This is a genomic window from Methanobacterium bryantii, from assembly GCF_002287175.1.
Taxonomy (GTDB): Archaea; Methanobacteriota; Methanobacteria; order Methanobacteriales; family Methanobacteriaceae; genus Methanobacterium_D; species Methanobacterium_D bryantii.
On sequence record NZ_LMVM01000001.1, the window covers coordinates 1 to 16,601 of the forward strand.

General features: G+C 32.6%; 11 protein-coding genes. 9 read left to right on the forward strand and 2 right to left on the reverse strand.

Annotated features, from left to right (window positions below; genetic code table 11):
- Positions 1-1,227: 1,227 nt before the first annotated feature.
- Positions 1,228-2,742: a Mur ligase family protein gene (locus tag ASJ80_RS00005; protein WP_069581966.1), complete on the forward strand. Its 1,515-nt coding sequence runs from the start codon at positions 1,228-1,230 to the stop codon at positions 2,740-2,742.
- A 344-nt stretch (positions 2,743-3,086) separates the two neighbouring features.
- Here the strand turns inward: ASJ80_RS00005 and ASJ80_RS00010 are convergent, their stop codons facing one another.
- Positions 3,087-3,338 (reverse strand): MTH865 family protein, encoded by a 252-nt coding sequence (locus ASJ80_RS00010; protein ID WP_069581964.1) that lies wholly within the window; start codon positions 3,336-3,338, stop codon positions 3,087-3,089.
- A 394-nt stretch (positions 3,339-3,732) separates the two neighbouring features.
- Here ASJ80_RS00010 and ASJ80_RS00015 point away from each other — a divergent pair, with 394 nt between their 5' ends.
- The gene (locus ASJ80_RS00015) at positions 3,733-6,069 is read left to right on the forward strand and encodes a response regulator (protein WP_176720166.1); all 2,337 of its coding nucleotides are present in this window, start codon (positions 3,733-3,735) and stop codon (positions 6,067-6,069) included.
- Between the two features lie 197 nt (positions 6,070-6,266).
- Here the strand turns inward: ASJ80_RS00015 and ASJ80_RS00020 are convergent, their stop codons facing one another.
- Complete coding sequence (locus tag ASJ80_RS00020) at positions 6,267-8,162, reverse strand: helix-hairpin-helix domain-containing protein (RefSeq protein WP_069581962.1); 1,896 nt, start codon at positions 8,160-8,162, stop codon at positions 6,267-6,269.
- Between the two features lie 469 nt (positions 8,163-8,631).
- On the opposite strand from ASJ80_RS00020, the gene ASJ80_RS00025 reads away from it, so the two are divergent.
- The 7 genes from ASJ80_RS00025 (at position 8,632) to ASJ80_RS00055 (ending at position 16,160) form a co-directional block, all read left to right on the forward strand.
- On the forward strand, positions 8,632-9,441 hold the full coding sequence (locus tag ASJ80_RS00025; RefSeq protein ID WP_069581960.1) for a sulfite exporter TauE/SafE family protein: 810 nt from the start codon (positions 8,632-8,634) through the stop codon (positions 9,439-9,441).
- Between the two features lie 264 nt (positions 9,442-9,705).
- A complete protein-coding gene (locus tag ASJ80_RS00030) occupies positions 9,706-10,989 on the forward strand; it encodes a sensor histidine kinase (protein ID WP_083240828.1) in 1,284 nt (427 codons plus the stop codon).
- A gap of 261 nt (positions 10,990-11,250) precedes the next feature.
- Positions 11,251-11,601 carry a hypothetical protein gene (locus ASJ80_RS00035; RefSeq protein WP_069581959.1) on the forward strand — a complete coding sequence of 117 codons (351 nt, stop codon included), beginning with the start codon at positions 11,251-11,253 and terminating at the stop codon, positions 11,599-11,601.
- Positions 11,602-12,386: 785 nt separating this feature from the next.
- Positions 12,387-12,785, forward strand: a complete 399-nt coding sequence (locus ASJ80_RS00040; RefSeq protein ID WP_069581954.1) for a NifB/NifX family molybdenum-iron cluster-binding protein — start codon at positions 12,387-12,389, stop codon at positions 12,783-12,785.
- A 68-nt stretch (positions 12,786-12,853) separates the two neighbouring features.
- A complete protein-coding gene (locus ASJ80_RS00045; RefSeq protein WP_069581949.1) occupies positions 12,854-13,045 on the forward strand; it encodes a 4Fe-4S binding protein in 192 nt (63 codons plus the stop codon).
- A 314-nt stretch (positions 13,046-13,359) separates the two neighbouring features.
- Positions 13,360-13,695, forward strand: a complete 336-nt coding sequence (locus ASJ80_RS00050) for a protease inhibitor I42 family protein (protein WP_069581943.1) — start codon at positions 13,360-13,362, stop codon at positions 13,693-13,695.
- A gap of 416 nt (positions 13,696-14,111) precedes the next feature.
- Positions 14,112-16,160 (forward strand): ATP-binding protein, encoded by a 2,049-nt coding sequence (locus ASJ80_RS00055; protein WP_338036858.1) that lies wholly within the window; start codon positions 14,112-14,114, stop codon positions 16,158-16,160.
- The last annotated feature ends 441 nt before the right edge of the window (positions 16,161-16,601 follow it).

Genomic DNA, 16,601 nt, shown 5'->3' on the forward strand with positions numbered 1-16,601 from the left:
TACTATAATGTCTTTTATGGGAAGCTTGAAACGTTGCCGGCCACTCTCATATTTATAAACTCGTTTTTTTTGTAATTAATTAAAAAATTTTTTAATAATAATTAAGTTCTTTTTAAATTAATTTTATTCAATTTAATAATAATTTTACAAAAATGAACTTTTGTATGGGATGTGAGTCCCAACCAAAAGCTTATCTTAACAAATTACAAATTAGTTAATGTCATATCATTATTTTGACTGGTGCCTACGGTCCTCTTATGAGGTTGGCTAAGCCTTCTATGATTAGGAGAAACCCAGTACTGGACAGACTGCCTGCTTCGAGGGTTGCTCGGGGAGGAAAGGGTGAACTACCTGTGAACCAGTGAGTTAGTATGCAGGCAAAATTACATTTATAATGGGTCAGTATTCTTTTTTGGGAGTTTAATATTGATTTATTTATAATTCTGTTATTGTTTTAGAATAAATCATTTATTTTTAATTTTTAGAAATTTTCTATCAATCTTTTAGCAAATGATAGAGATTTAACGCATTGCATGAAATGTTTTTGGATTAATCCTTTTATTTGATTTTCAGTTTCGATGAATAATGGTGATAATTTTCTTTTAATAGTTTTCTAGATAAATTCGATGGGATTAAGGTTTAGTGAATATAGAAGTAGGGATGCATTTAATATAAAAAATACAGTACAATAAAACCTAATTTTTAAGCTTTGTAAAGATCATTAATTTTGGGGGGAGTTAATCCCTGAATTTTATAAATTTTCTATAAGTTTTCAAAAATCTATCAAATATACATGTTAGAATGTTTTTACCAGTAAATCTTTAAAAAATTGTCAATATTTTTTACTATAATTCATCTTTTTTTGTAGGTTATTTTGGTAACATTTGGTATACTTTTGGGTGTAAATCTGGAATAACTACTTAAATTTAGCTCTACAACAGAAACGTGAAGCACATAAACCTAATTATTAAAAATCGGAACAAAAAGCAGGTTAAAATGATATTCAGGGATATGGAGAGAGTATAAAAAAGTATCCCACCATCTTTGAATCTCTCAACAATAAACGAATAACGCAAGGTCGATACCTAACTTTTTAAAGTATCAATTTAAAGATGCCGATTTTTTTTAACAATTACACATTGATCTTGATAAATTTTAGCAGTAAATTAACATTACATCTGAAAAAAAAAACTTTGAAACAAAAAAAATCAAAAGAGGGCTTTTATTATGAATTGTATAGTTATAGGTGCAGGTAACGCAGGACGTCCTGTTGCAAGAATTCTAAACCACATAGGCAATAAGGTAATGATTACAGACAGCAAAAATTTGAAAGAATTCCCGGAAAAGGTGCAGGAAACCCTCATAAAAATGGAAAAAGAGGGAGTGGAATTACAGCTTGGTCTGAACACCCCAGATTTTAGTGGTGTAGACTCAGTATATGTTTCACCTGTAATACCCAAGAAAGCCCCTGTTATGGAAGAAATAGCCCGTAAAATAGAAAACAAGGAATTAAAGTTAATTAGTCAGGAAGATGTATCAGATATAATCAATGATCTGATTGACATAGACATTATAGGAATAACAGGGACCGTTGGCAAAACCAGCACCACCCATGCAATTTCTGAGATATTTAAAAATGCAGGGTACAATGTTTGGATGTGTTCCTCCAGAATGGGTAATCTTTTAAGTGAAACAATAATTGACGGAATAATCAAAGGTCTTCCCCAGGAAAATGATATTGCAGTGCTTGAAATACCCCACGGAACTTTAGGTATAATGTTTAAGGTTCATCTTAAGGTGGCTGTGCTTACAAATATTTACATTGACCACCTTGATGAATTTGAGAACTCCATGGAAAAATATGCAGCTAGAAAGCGTATGATAAGCTGTTCGAGCGACTTACTGGTTGCTGGTGCACCCTGCAGGAAGTATATTGGGGACTTAAAGGATACAGTGTTCTACTGTTTTAATGAACCTGAATTCGATTCAGAGAGTGAAAATGTTAAAGGATCTTACTCAGGTGATACTTCTAAAAAATCCGAAACTCCTGAACATGAAAATTCCAAATGCCATGTCTCAGGTTACTTTGAAGATGGCATATTAGGATTGAATTATAACCTAGAAGGAGTTCCCCAGGTATCATGCAATGGATCTGGTGAACTTAAAACATCATTTAAACCCTTAGGATATTATCTTGAAAACTCAATAGGTGCAGCTACAGCTGCTCTGTGTTATGGTTTAGATGAAAAATCCATTGAAAATGGTCTAAGCAAGTTTGATGGAGTTCCAGGACGCTTGGAATATGTTGGAGATTATAAAGGAAGAGAGGTTTACCTTGATCCATCCCATGTGATTGAAGGGTTTATAAAAACTCTCAGTCTTTTTCCAGACCGGAATCTCATTGTATTGGTAGAGAATTTTGATACAGCAAACTCCCGAGACAAGCAGAAACTCGGAGAAGTAGTTGCCAGATATGCAAATGTCATGATTTGCAGCGCATACAATGAAACAATGGGCAGATTGGATAGACATGTTATTCAGGAGACTTTTAAAGGAGTTGAAGATCCAAATATACTGAAAATTGGGGTTGATTATCTAAAAACTGCAGGAGAACTTTCAATTAAATATTCAAAACCCGGTGATGTTATAATACATGTGGGTCCCGGTGCCATAACTAGGTATGATAGTACTAAGTTCAAGATGATGTCTGGAATAAAAGAAGGATGTAAAAAGTACGAATAAAACTGTAGAACCCTGAAAAACACGAAAAATAAAACACATCAGGTAAAAGCAAAGAATCGCCGGAAAAATGACCATTTCATGAGAGTACCTGCGGAGTTGTGGTCATCTGTGGAGTGGTTGGAGAGTCATATGCTCTATTTTTCACAGGATTATTCTATTTTGGTATTATCTTTGAGAAACTGGAGAGACGTAATGGGAGTTTTACATATTTTCTATTAGATAAAATATTATTTGGTTATCAATTTAATTTATCAAAAACTAATTAGATTGTAGAAATGTGATGGCAAAATTGCTTAACTTTTATTTTTAAATTAAAAAAAAGTTTTGGATAGTTTTTAAGTTAATTACATTATTCCGCCGCGCCTTATTCTTTTAATTACTACATGTGCTACATCTTCTGCATTGTTAAATGGAAAGTCTTCTTCTACAAGCGAAGTTATAGCATCTTCTACTGTTATTTCAAATCCCGGAGCTCTGCACACTCCTCCTCTACCGTGAGGAAATGATTCCATAAGTTTATTATAGTTATTTATTGGGAAGTCTGCTCCTTTTAATGCATTAACAATTCTATCATGTAATTCTTCATCAATACCCATTATTCAACCTCCGTCATTGTACTAATAATTATGATTTGTAATAAATATAAATTTAATTGTAATAATTTTATTGATGTGATGTAAAAATTTCTTTTAAAATGTAAAATTAAACTTTTTAACGTGTTTACAAGTTAGGTCAATTTTAAGGTCATTTGTAGTTTCTTTTTATAGTTCTAATCAGGGTAATATATCACTTTAAATGCTGTAATTATTACTTTAAATTCATAAAGAATCGCTTATTTTGTATTAAAAACCTGCAGGATACGATAAGTATTAGTACTTGTTTAATTACAGTCTAATTTTCTATCATTTTCATAAAATGAGTGTATATGTATAAACATTTGTGGAGAACTTTTGGTGATATTTATCGTTTTGTTTAATGGGGGCGGGGTATGTGAGTTCTGATATTCTTGTAGTTGAGGATGAACATATCATTGCAATGGATATAAAGTTAAAATTAGAAGATTATGGCTACAGGGTGTTTGGTATAGTTTCAGACGGGGAAGATGCTGTTAAACTTGCTGCAGAACTTAGGCCGGATATTGTTTTAATGGATATTTTTTTAAAAGGAGATATTGATGGTATTGTTGCTGCTAAGAGCATACTGGCATTAGAAATACCGGTTATTTACTTAACTGCTCACTCAGATAAAGTTACTCTCTCTCGAGCCACGGAAAATCCTGCTTCAGGGTATCTTGTAAAGCCTTTTGAACCCCAAAAACTTTACAACACCATAGAGGTTACCCTTGAGAGGCACAGGAAATATCTGGAAGAAATTGACGAAATTGAAAATCCAACTCATGGATCCAGAAACGGTAAAGTAGGGGTATACATGGATGGGGAACGTCCAAGAGCATGTACTTTAATTCCTGAATTACTGGATCCTGCATCCCCTCAACAGGAAAATTTCAAGGGTGAAATTATATATGATGGGGATAAAATTGTTCAAACTCCTGTTGATGCAGTCAGGGATGATCTAAAGCCTGTTGTACTGGTAGTGGAAGATGAAGAGATAACTGCACTTGATATAAAGTTCAGACTTGAGAAACTTGGTTACTGCGTACCTGAAACTGTTAGATCAGGAGAGTTAGCTGTTCAAAAAGCATGTAATGTCCAACCCGACTTGATACTTATGGACATAGTGCTTGATGGGGAAATGGATGGTATTGAAGCTGCTGAAACATTAATGGAACTGGATATTCCGGTTATATATCTTACTGCATATGCAGATGCTGAGACAGTTAAACGGGCCAGGAAAACATCTCCCTATGGATACCTGGTAAAACCTTTTGAAGATGCGGAGCTTTATACAACAGTTGAAATGGCACTTAGTAAGCACAGGAGCGACGTGGAAAACGTTACAAAATTCCAAAATAAAATAAGGGAGAAATCTGATGAGCTTAAAATAGAAAAAACGGGAGTTTTCTTTGTCTCTGCGGTGACTATTTCACTTGCTGCATACGGCATGTTAACCCGGAGTATGACGTGGCTTGAATATCTTCTGTTTATACCTGCAATGTATGGTGTCCTGCTTGCAGTGGTTAGTCTCAAAAAACAGAGCCCTGCAGTAGCTTTTGACGAGATGCCCTTTGTGAGCATAATGATCCCCGCACATAACGAGGAATTTACAATAGCTAGATGTGTTAAAAGCCTTGCACAACTTGATTATTATCTTGAAGATAAGCGGAACTACGAAATAATTGTTATAAATGATGGTTCCACTGATAACACTGCAGATGTACTGAGAGAGCTCAAAAAAGAGTTCAAATTTATGAAGATTGTAACTAGAAAACCACCCCGCTCTGGAAAAGGTAAAGGTTATGTCCTTAATGATGGTTTAGAGTTATGCAATGGTGAAATAATAGCAGTTTTCGATGCAGATGCTCGTATTGGACCTGATTTTTTGAAGACAATAATACCTTACCTGAACGAGGATGGTGTTGAAGGTGTACAGGCAAGGGTTAGGATGTACAATAGTAATGAGAACCTTTTAACAGCTATGCAGGAGGTTGAATTTGCTATATTTGGAAATGTGATACTCCGGGCAAAGGATATAATGGGTAAAAATGCATTTTTAGGGGGCAACGGCCAGATAGCCACAAAGAAAGCTATAAAAGAGATCGGAGGATGGGATGGATTTGCAGTCACAGAAGACCTGAATATGAGTGTTAAACTCATTATGAACGGTTATAAAATTCGCTACTGTGGAGAAGCTGTTGTCTATCAGGAAGCCGTCCCCAAATGGGATCTTTTCTTTAGACAGAGAATAAGGTGGGCGACAGGAAATCTTGAAACGCTGTTTGTTTATCTTACAAAAATAATGAATGCACCTATTCCTTTTTATAAGAAAATAAATGCCATAGAACAGCTTTTCTTCCTCCTGCTTATTGCATTTGTAATGGTAGGTTATGTGGTTGTTATACTTCAGATAGGGAATATTATGCAGTTCCATTTCGGTGCTCCAGTTGTTATAGGTGTCTTATCAACTTTTGCGTTTTTCCCATCGTTGTTCATAGGTCTATATCGGGAAAAAGCACTTCCACATGTTATAATTTATAGATCTATAGAATACTGGGCTTATTGTCTGTACCTTTTACCTTTATTCTTCGCGGCTTTTGCAGGGATGATCACGCGAAAAGAAAGGCACTGGGCAAAAACTCATCACAGTGGCTATGAAGATATGGATGAAGATATAATAAGTGGTTCTCAAACTGATTCAGAAATAGTTTAGTACAAAAAGGAGTAATTTTCTGGTAGGCAAAAAGAATCAATTAGAACTTTTACAAATAATGCATGGCAGTTTTCATAAAATTTTCTATGCATTCAAAACTTTACGTATTCATCGTCTTGTGCCAATTACTCTGCCAGTGAAGGTTCCTGTTGTAATCTGAGAATTATGGCCTGGAAAAGAGATCCATGTACATAAATTTAAAATTTCTCCAGTATCTGACCATAAATATCTTTCATCTTTCCATCAGACTTCTGGTAAATCATTCTAAGGATAAGTTCTGGAGTACTTTTTGCAAGATAGTTCATTCTAGGAGTCCTGTCTACAATTAAATTGTAGTTATCATCAAGGCCTTTTGCCTCAATTCCGTCAACCCTGACTTCAATATATTTCATTATTTCATGTGCCATATGGGTTACAATGACTGCATACGAATTAGAATCTTTTATTAAGTCTATAAAGCTTGCAATTATTTTAACTGCAGCCTCAAGTTCTGTAATTGCTTCCAGTTCGTCAAGTAAAACCAGTTTATGTGTATCTGTAATTACAACGGGCATGAATGTGTTGAGGAATGACTCAAATGCCCCTGCATCAAGAGATCTTTTCTTTGAGAAGAAATATACTTCATCAACAAGTTTAACTGTAGCTTCTTCTGCACAGACTGGGAGCCCCATCTGTGCCATTATGGAAATCTGGGCAAGGGTTTCAAGGAGTGTTGTTTTACCTCCACTGTTTGCCCCGGTTAAAAGTGCGACATTTTCGGGAGTTTTCAGGAAGTAATCAATCTTTTGAATGTTGATTTCATTTTCAAGTGCTAAGTTGAGGTGTATTCCACCTTTAAAGTTGAACTCATCTCCGATCTGCGGTGCATTTAAATTGTAATAGTATGCAAAACATCCCAGTGCAAACTCATAATCGAATTCCAGAATTTCCTGAATTTCTGCTTCAATCCCTTCTTTAAGGGTGGAGAGTCGTGATGCAGCTTTTACTTTTTTATCGAATGTATTGATGTGCTGTCTTGCAATTTCCTGTTTTTTAACTCTTTCAAGTTCTTGTTCATCAATTTCGATGGGGTATTTTTGAATAAATGGGTCAAATGAACATCCAGTTTTATCCTTAATTTCATCTTTGGCTTCTTTTATCACTTCATCAAATATGCTCTGTATTTTGGCAGGCATTCCTTCATTCATAAGGGCTAAAACTTCATCTCCTTTAAGATCAACCTGTTTAATACTTTCAGCGAGCTTTTCATCGGCTTTTTTCTTTGCATCTTCGACGCTTGCATCAAATATGCTTTCATCAACTTTAGCTGATTCGAGAGAGTCAAGAATTTCTATAACTTCTCCAATCGCTGATTTTCGCCCTAAGATATTTTTAATTTCCAAAACATTGCAAAGAAGCTCGTAATTTGTGTGGTAATATGAAAGGATAGTTTCAGGGACAATTTCATAGTCTAAAGAATCACCAGTCACCATGGCAATGTTATAAGCATCATCAAGGTCTACTTGTCCAGTTGAGAATATATACACTACAAATTCATAATCATCAAGAGTTTCTAACTCTTCTGCAGTGATAATTGTTGAATATTTGTGCAGATCTAGATCCATAAGCCTGTTATAATCTTCTTTGGACTCTACAAGTATGGCTCTTGATGGATCATATTTTGGTTTGTTTTTTCCAGATGGATTTACTTTTTTAAGCAGGTTACTGATTTCATTTACTGGAAGTTTGGATACAGTTTCCTTTGCATTCATTACAAAATCTAGATTTTCCTGAATCTTTCCTGTATCATTTGTGGGGCTTATTAAAAGAACCCTGTTTTTTCCATATTTGGTACTCGCGTATTTAAGAATTCTGGCAATAATGTCATCATAGATCTGGATGACCTGTTCTGTCTTTAAAAACTCTTCCCTTGGATTGCCTAAAGCTTCATTTATTATTTCTATAGCTTTAGCCTGACTTACTCCATCGATTTCTGAAAGTTTATCAACTTCGAAGTTACTGATTGCTGTCTGTAGATCTGCCTCGCTGCCGAAGCTGTCAACAATTTTCTTTGCTAGTTTGTCACCGATGCCTTTGATTTTTGTAAGTTCCACCTTTTATCACCATTAGGGCACAATTATTTGATTATTTTGATTTATAAATAATTTTGACGTTAAAATATTCAGTTTGAAACTTTAGATAAATTTCAATTTTTTTTTATTATTAATAATTATTTTCAATATATAAACGTATAGCTTAAATATAGTTGGGTAGCATGTGAAAACTAATAGTTTTCAAGCATTTGGTAACTGATAATTGAATTTAAATTAATAAGTACCTATTTCAAAAATAGTTTAGAAAATTTGAATAAAAAATGAGAAATATTCATGGTTCTACTATTAATTTTAAACTTAATTTAGAAAATTTATACATTTATTTTCATATTGTACTTATATATGTGATTTATTTTAATATAGTTAGTTGTTACATTAAGTACACATGGTATTAAAGTTTTTAAAACGTAAAGTATAATCCTCTTAAAAATAAAGTTAGGATATAGTTTGATTATGAAGGAATAAATTTATGGATCCCACTATTTTTTATATTATAATTCTTGCAATCACAGGAGCAGGGATAGGGTTTGCATCAGGCCTTCTTGGAATTGGGGGAGGTTTTATAATGGTCCCGGTTCAATACTGGCTTTTTATATCTATTGGTGTTGATCCTACGCTTGCTATAAGGATGTCTTTAGGTACAAGCCTCGCGGTTATACTCCCAACAGCTATAAGCGGCGCATATGGGCATTACCGTCGAAATGCGGTTTTAATCAAACCGATGGCACTTTTAGCTGTTACTGGAAGTATTGGTGGTATTTTGGGAGGGACTATTGCTTCTCATGTGCCTGGAGATATTCTTAAACTCCTTTTTGGGGTCACAGCTTTGGTGGTCGCTGTTAGAATGCTTCTTTATAAATCTCCAGAGGTTAAAAAAGAGCCAAAAGCGGATAATATTTATTTTATTGCCGGCGGATTCATTGTTGGAATAATGTCCGGGCTTCTAGGAGTTGGCGGGGGATTTATTATAGTCCCATTCCTTGTAATTGCCATGGGATATGACATACATAAATCAATTGGGACTTCCACAGCGGTTATAATATTTACATCTATAGGAGGAATTATCTCTTATATCTTTAATGGGCTGGGCGTACCTGGATTACCTCAATATTCTTTAGGTTATATTAACCTTCTCCAGTTTATTATCCTGGCAGTTGCAAGTATCCCCATGGCTCAATTGGGAGTTAAGGCAGCACATAAACTTCCTGCAGATAAACTGAATTATATATTCATAGCGCTGCTGATTTATGTAGGTTTGAATATGGTGGGGATTATTTAAGGCCTGCAATTACAATCTTTCTTCAACTATTTGATTAATAACACTGTCCATAGTTGAAATTACAGCCTCAGAGGTACAGCAGTTTGGATTATAAAATATATGTATTAAGTAGGGACTACTTTTTATGTTAAATGATTTATTTTAGTAATTACCATATTACAATATAATTTAAAATTTAAGGAGGGGTACTGTCCTATTATATCAAAAGACATTAAAAGCGTTAAAAGCCAGATTGTAATTGTTTTTTCAGCTTTTTTAGCGGGTATGACTCTATATGAAATTGTAAAACAAGTATTGTTCCCAAGTATAAATATATGGGAATCACATGTCATTACTATTACTTTTACAACAATTTTAGCCACTATTCTTGCTTATTTCGTGTTAAATGATCGGGAAAAGCTGATAAAACAGTTGGAGCAGGCTAATTATGACCTTGAAGATCAGATTGAAGAAAGGATGGCAGAAGTTAAAAGGTTAGCTAACATTGTGGAGTCATCGGATGATGCTATTATTGGAATGGATTTAAATTTTCGAATATCCAGCTGGAATCATGGCGCAGTAGAAATGTACGGGTATTCCCCAGGTGAAATAATTGGAAAGCATATATTTATTTTAATGGAACCTGGGGAACAGGTTAATAATTTGAGATTGATTGAGAGAGCTAAAAATGGGGAGAGTATAGAACATGTTGAATTGGAACGTTTGAAAAAGGACGGATCCCATTTTTACTTGTCTATAACATTTTCTCCAATTAAAAATGATAAAGGTAATATTGTTGGAATATCTTCAATTTCTAAAGATATTACTCGGCGTAAGAATGCAGAAGAGCAGTTAAAGGATACAATAAATGAATTAAAACGTTCAAATGATGAACTACAGCAGTTTGCATTCATTACCAGTCATGATCTCCAGGAACCTTTAAGGACCATTGCCAGCTACGCTCAACTGATCGAAAGGCGCTACAAAGGTAAGCTTGATAATGAAGCTGATGAATTCATTGAATTCATGGTTGATGGTGCAAAAAGAATGAAGCAGATGATCCAGGGTTTGCTTGATTATTCTCGTATTGAAACAAAGGGTGGAAAATTCAGGGATTTTAATGCGGGAAATGCTTTAAATCATGCTTTAAATAATTTAGGGCCTGTAATTAATGAGATTAGTGCGGAAGTTACTTATGATGCTCTTCCCATAATTTTTGCAGATGAAAACCAGATGATACAGGTGTTCCAGAATTTAATTGGAAATGCGCTTAAATTCCATAGTGCTGGGCTTAAACCTAAAATTCATATTTCTGCACGCAAAGAAATTAAAGGATACATTTTTTCTGTTGCAGATAATGGAATAGGGTTAGAAAAGGAGTATTGTGATAAAATATTTGAAGTGTTCAAAAGATTACACTCTATTGGAGAATATGATGGGGCAGGAATTGGTTTGGCAATTGTTAAAAGAATTATAGATCGCCATAATGGTAAAATTTGGGTTGAATCAGAGTATGGTGAAGGTTCTACGTTTTATTTCATGATACCCTTTAAGGATGGATCCCTATAAATTTTAAATTAGTTAAAATTCAGTTTAAAATTAGTTATTGTAAGAGCAAATAAAATTCTCAAAAAAGTTTTAATACAAGTTTTTTAATCATTTAAAACACTAAAAACTTGAATTTAAATAGCAAGGTCGGAAATTATGTTTTTGACTTGCAGGTTAAAAGATAGAACTTCCCTGTTTTAAAGTCAATTTAAGATTTCAGCTAAAAATATAAAATAATTTAACTTAAAAAACATATTCTATGAAAATAACAAATGTGATAAAATGTTGCAGTTTGAGGAAATAAAAGAAGATACAGAAGATGTAAATATTGAAGATATTGGAGATAAAGAGACTCCTATACCTAAAAGCTTTATTTTGGCTTACACTGATGATGAACTAACTGAAGGATATATTCCTGATGTGTGGGGGAAATTAAATGAACATGATTTTGATGGTGATGCTGAAAATATAGACTTTGTAATTTACTTTGATAATTTGAATAAAACATGCAGGATTATAATGGCTTTATATTATTCTGAAGAAGATCCTGATGTTCCAGGGATTAATGAAATTGCTGAGTATTATCGCCCTATATTTGAAGAGTTCTATAATAAGAATAAACCATACTGTTAATTCCATATTCTGAGTTTATTATTTCTTTAAATTTTCTTTTTTATGTATCTTAATGCAGTCTATTTTTCTTTATTGGATCGTTGAGCATTGCATAGATGATAAAACTGATAAAGGCTGCTGCTATAATAATTTTATATATTTCTAAGGTTTCTAACATTTTTTTCATCACTCTAATTGGTGTTGTATTTTTAAGGATAAACGAATATATATTCAAAACTAGGATATAAATATTTTTGATACTTACAGATCTACAGTTATATTTGTGATCGTTTTGTTGAATTTTAGATATTTAAACGTTATCTAAGCATATATTTTGTAAATATGCATTTATAACCAGAAATTTTCTATAATACATGATTTGATATGGAATTTAATTTGTATTTATTAAATGCACCTGTTAATTTAAATTTTTAGTTTTCTTTACTACCTTATTTTGGTGCTTTAAAATGCAATAGTTTATATTGAAGTTATGAATATATATTCAAAACATGTTGGGGTAAGGTTCATACTTGAGAACCCAGATCAGCACTTTAAACCATATTCAAAGGAATAAATATGCAAAATCAAACCAACAGAGAATACATCAGGTAAGATATAAGTTGGTTAAATAGATTGTAAATGTATTAACCAGAAAAAACAGCGAAATAATGGATATTTCTCAGCTAACTTTTCATAGAATTTTAAACTCTGGCAGGAAATAGACGTAATTTCAGTGTATATGGAAGTATTTAGATGGCAAGTTGAAATGTTACAAATTATAGTGGGACATACTGGAGGTGAATTAAATGAAAGTAGCTATTACATCAACTGGACTTAGTTTGGAATCAAATATAAGCAATGTATTTGGAAGAAGCCCTAATTTTATAATTGCAGATCTGGAAAATGGAGAAATTGAAAATGTTTTACCCATTGAAAATCCTGCAAAAAATGAGAGGGGAGCCGGAAACTTAGCGGCACAATTTATGGTAGATCAAGGTGTTGAGGCTCTAATTATAGGAGAATTAGGTAATGTTGCATTTGGCATTTTAAGAAATGCAGGAATTAAAATTTATAAAATTAGCCCCAGAAGTGTAGGAAAAAACCTTAAATACTTCATGGAAGGTAAACTGGGGGAAATAAGTTCAGCATCTTCAGGAATTCCCTCAGCTATAGATAAACGCCCAAGAAGAAGAGATAAAATTTGACCTGATAATAATCATATCTTGAGAATAATTAGATTAAATCAGCTATAGAAAGACAGCAGGTGAGTTAAATGGTTAAAATAACAGTAGATTACGATAAATGCGAAGGTGCAGAATGCGGGGAATGCGCAGATGTATGCCCCATGGAAGTTCTTGTAATTGAGGGAGATACTCTTGTAATCAAGAATAAAGGGGAATGCAGCTTGTGTGAAGTATGTATGGATGTATGTCCAGATGAAGCAATAAAAATTGAGGATGATTGAGCATTAAATAGATTATTTTAATGCATTAAATTCTTTTTTTATTTTGCAAAGACAAGTGATTTTTTTATAGAATCCCTTAGCGGGTCTATGATTCCTTTTTAAAACAGCATATAATCCGTTTAAGCACATTAATTGAATTGATGTCTTAAAACATGGGAGTACTATAGCTCCTTGCAGAATTTTAGAATTAGTCACAGGTGCAGAAAAAGTGCTTTAATGAGGTAAAACCTTCATTTTTTATTTTTTTTAAATGAAACTAAAATTTAAGTATCATAAATTAATTATTATATTTTTAACACAAATGGGGTGATTTTATGAGGACTAAAATGGCAGTGTTGCTTATGGTTTTTTTATGTCTTAGTCTCGTGACATCTTCTTTTGCTGCTGCATCTAACTATAACCGTAAATCTGTAGAAAAAAATATTAAAGTAGTTTCTAACCCGTCAACAGGATATCATTGGGTTGCAGTGTACAATAAAAAACATGTAAAATTGTTAAGCGACGCATTTAAATCAAACAATCCAAGGTTAATGGGTAGCCCTGGCATTGAAACTTTTAAATTTAAAGGCGATAAAGGGCAAAGAATTGTCTTAAAATACGTTAGAAGTGGAGATAACAAACCCGTAAAACAACGCACATACGTATTATAACTAATAAACTAACATTTTACTTTTTAAATCATGATTTAGTGGGAAATATCTTAAAATAACAGTTTTTACTATTTCTTTAGCAGATGCAAACAAGCACTTTTGAATTAAATCAATCATCTAAAATTTTAATAGTGTATAATAAGGGTATAACTCTACTGATTCAAGATATTTATATTTTAAATTCAGTTATATCCATTAAAATACATCTAATTATATTATTAACCAATAGGAGTACTTATTTTGTGGAAATAGTCAAAATTAGGAAACGTTAACTTCATTGAATAATTAAACCAAAAAGTTATACCTTTTAAAAACAAAGTAATAGTAAGAATTTCTTTATAATTTTTAAAAAGATATTAATCAATATTTTCAGGGGAGGTATTGAATTAAATACAAAAAATAGCATATTCAAGGAAATATTTGATAAGTCTCCCACTGGTATTTTTTGTTATAATAAAAAGGGTAATTTAATTGATGCTAACTATACTGCTTTAAAAATAGCAGGTATTAATTCTTTAAATGATTTTAAAAAAATTAATTTATTTGATAGTCCTGATATTGCTTTAAGGAAGGATGAATTGATTAAAACAGGTTTAGTTAAGTTTCAATCTAGTTTAAATTATGAAAATGTCAAAAATGAAGGAAGTTATGCTTCTGTAAATTCTGGAACTGCTTTTATTGATTGGACTATCTCTGAAGCCGATTTTGGCTTTTTAGTTCAAATTCAGGATGTTACTGAATATACAGAAATTGAAAAAGAGTTAAAAGAATCAGCAGAAGAGATTGAAAGGAATAACAAAATACTAACTGGGATAACTAAAATATTTCAAGCTGGTTTAAGAGTTAAAAGTAAAAAAGAATTAGCTCAAATGTCACTAAAAATTATTGAGGAAATTATAGGCAGTTCCTCTGGCTTTATATGTGAGGTAACACCTAAAAAATTATTAAATACTATTGCAACAAGTTTTTCTGGAGCGCGCGAACGTAAAACGCCCCATGGTAAACAGTTAGTTATGGAAACAGATTTACCTATTAAAGGAATTAGGTGGAGTGTTATTAATGAAGCAAGGCCTTTAATTTTTAATGACATTAATAAACATCCAAAATGGATCGAACCGCCAGAAGAGCATGTTAAAATTAAAAGTTTCATGGGGGTGCCTTTAATGCATGCTGGTGAAGTTTTTGGTGAAATTGGATTGATTTATACAGATAAAGATTTTAGTCAAGATGATTTAGAAATAGTTGAATTAATATCTATCGCAGTTATGGAAGCTCTAATGAGTTATAAATCCAGAAATCAATTAACAGAGTATAAAATTAAGTCAGAAGAACTAGTTAGAAAATTTAAAGATAGTGAAGAGTCATTCAGGGCACTTGCAGAAAATTCACCTGATCTTATAACACGGATTGACACTGATTTTAAATACATTTTTATTAATTTTAAAATTTTAGAATTGCAGGGTAATTACCCTGACTTTTATATGGGCAAAACCTTTGAGGAAACAGGCACCCCTTTGAGATATGCTGAAATGTGGAGGTCAAAATATCAAAAATTACTGGATACCGGTGAATTACAGAAGTTTGAATACAGTTCTATAACTAATGATGGCTTTAAATATTTTGAAACTACTGCCGTACCTGAATATAATTCTAAAGGCGAAATTGAAACGATACTGTCTATAAGTCGCGATATCACTGAAAGGAAAAGGAGTGAAAGGCAGTTAAAAGAAATTATAACTGAACTGCAGCGTTCTAATAAAGAATTACAGAGTTTTGCTTACATTACAAGCCATGACCTGCAGGAACCTCTGCGGACCATTGCCAGTTATGCGCAGTTAATCGAAAGACGTTATAAGGGTAAGCTCGATGCTGATGCTGATGAATTCATTGAATTTATGGTTGATGGTGCAAAGAGAATGAAAAGCATGATTCAGGGTTTGCTTGATTACTCACGTGTTGGGACAAAAGGAAACGAATTTAAAGAATTCAACACTCAAGAAGCTTTAGATTATGCTTTAAGTAATTTAGAATCGTCAATTACTGAAAATAATGCCGAAATAACCAGTGATCCAATTCTTCCTGTAATTTTTGCTGATGAAGATCAAATTGCACGTGTATTCCAGAATCTAATTGGAAATGCACTTAAATTCTGTAGGGGCGGGATAAAGCCTGAAATTCATGTTTCAGCCCGAAAAAAAGATAAAGAATATGTTTTTTCAGTTAGTGACAATGGAATTGGAATGGAAGAACAGTACAGTGACCACATTTTTGAAGTGTTCAAGCGGTTACATTCAATTGATGAGTATCAAGGTGCAGGAATAGGTCTAGCTATAGTTAAACGAGTAGTAGATCGTCATGGTGGGCGTGTTTGGGTTGAATCAGAGTTAGGTAAAGGTTCGACATTTTATTTTACCATACCTGTTAGAAATAAAGCCCTTTTAAGGATAATTAATAAGATTAAATAATGATATTTTTTTTAAATGGGTCTAAAAACATTAAGACCATGTTTTCACATTCATAATCTATTTTTTAATTATTTTTTTTATAGCCCTTGGAGGTTATACAAGTATATCATAATTACATGTTTTTAAGATAATTTTTATATCTACAATTTAAAATGAAGTATAATTCATGCAAATGTTATAAACATTGGTATTTTATAAAATTAGGGGGTATCCATGGACACCAAATGAAAAGGTTTAGTGTCCTTGAATTTAAGTACTTTACTTAAAATATTGATTAAAAGGGGATGAGGTCAATACTTACAGGTATTGACCTAAATTACTAATGTGTAGTTTTGTATATAAATTTTATGGTTTAAAGAGATAATAATAATTTATACGTAATTTTACAAATTATAATACGTTTTTATTAAAAAATCAACTTTATTTTATTATTTTCTCTAA

Bases quoted from the DNA above. Each gene is read 5' to 3' on its own strand.
- ASJ80_RS00035 (WP_069581959.1), top strand. From the start codon at position 11,251: ATGTTGCAGTTTGAGGAAATAAAAGAAGATACAGAAGATGTAAATATT.
- ASJ80_RS00040 (WP_069581954.1), top strand. From the start codon at position 12,387: ATGAAAGTAGCTATTACATCAACTGGACTTAGTTTGGAATCAAATATA.
- ASJ80_RS00030 (WP_083240828.1), top strand. From the start codon at position 9,706: ATGACTCTATATGAAATTGTAAAACAAGTATTGTTCCCAAGTATAAAT.
- ASJ80_RS00025 (WP_069581960.1), top strand. From the start codon at position 8,632: ATGGATCCCACTATTTTTTATATTATAATTCTTGCAATCACAGGAGCA.
- ASJ80_RS00045 (WP_069581949.1), top strand. From the start codon at position 12,854: ATGGTTAAAATAACAGTAGATTACGATAAATGCGAAGGTGCAGAATGC.
- ASJ80_RS00050 (WP_069581943.1), top strand. From the start codon at position 13,360: ATGAGGACTAAAATGGCAGTGTTGCTTATGGTTTTTTTATGTCTTAGT.
- ASJ80_RS00010 (WP_069581964.1), bottom strand. From the start codon at position 3,338: ATGGGTATTGATGAAGAATTACATGATAGAATTGTTAATGCATTAAAA.
- ASJ80_RS00005 (WP_069581966.1), top strand. From the start codon at position 1,228: ATGAATTGTATAGTTATAGGTGCAGGTAACGCAGGACGTCCTGTTGCA.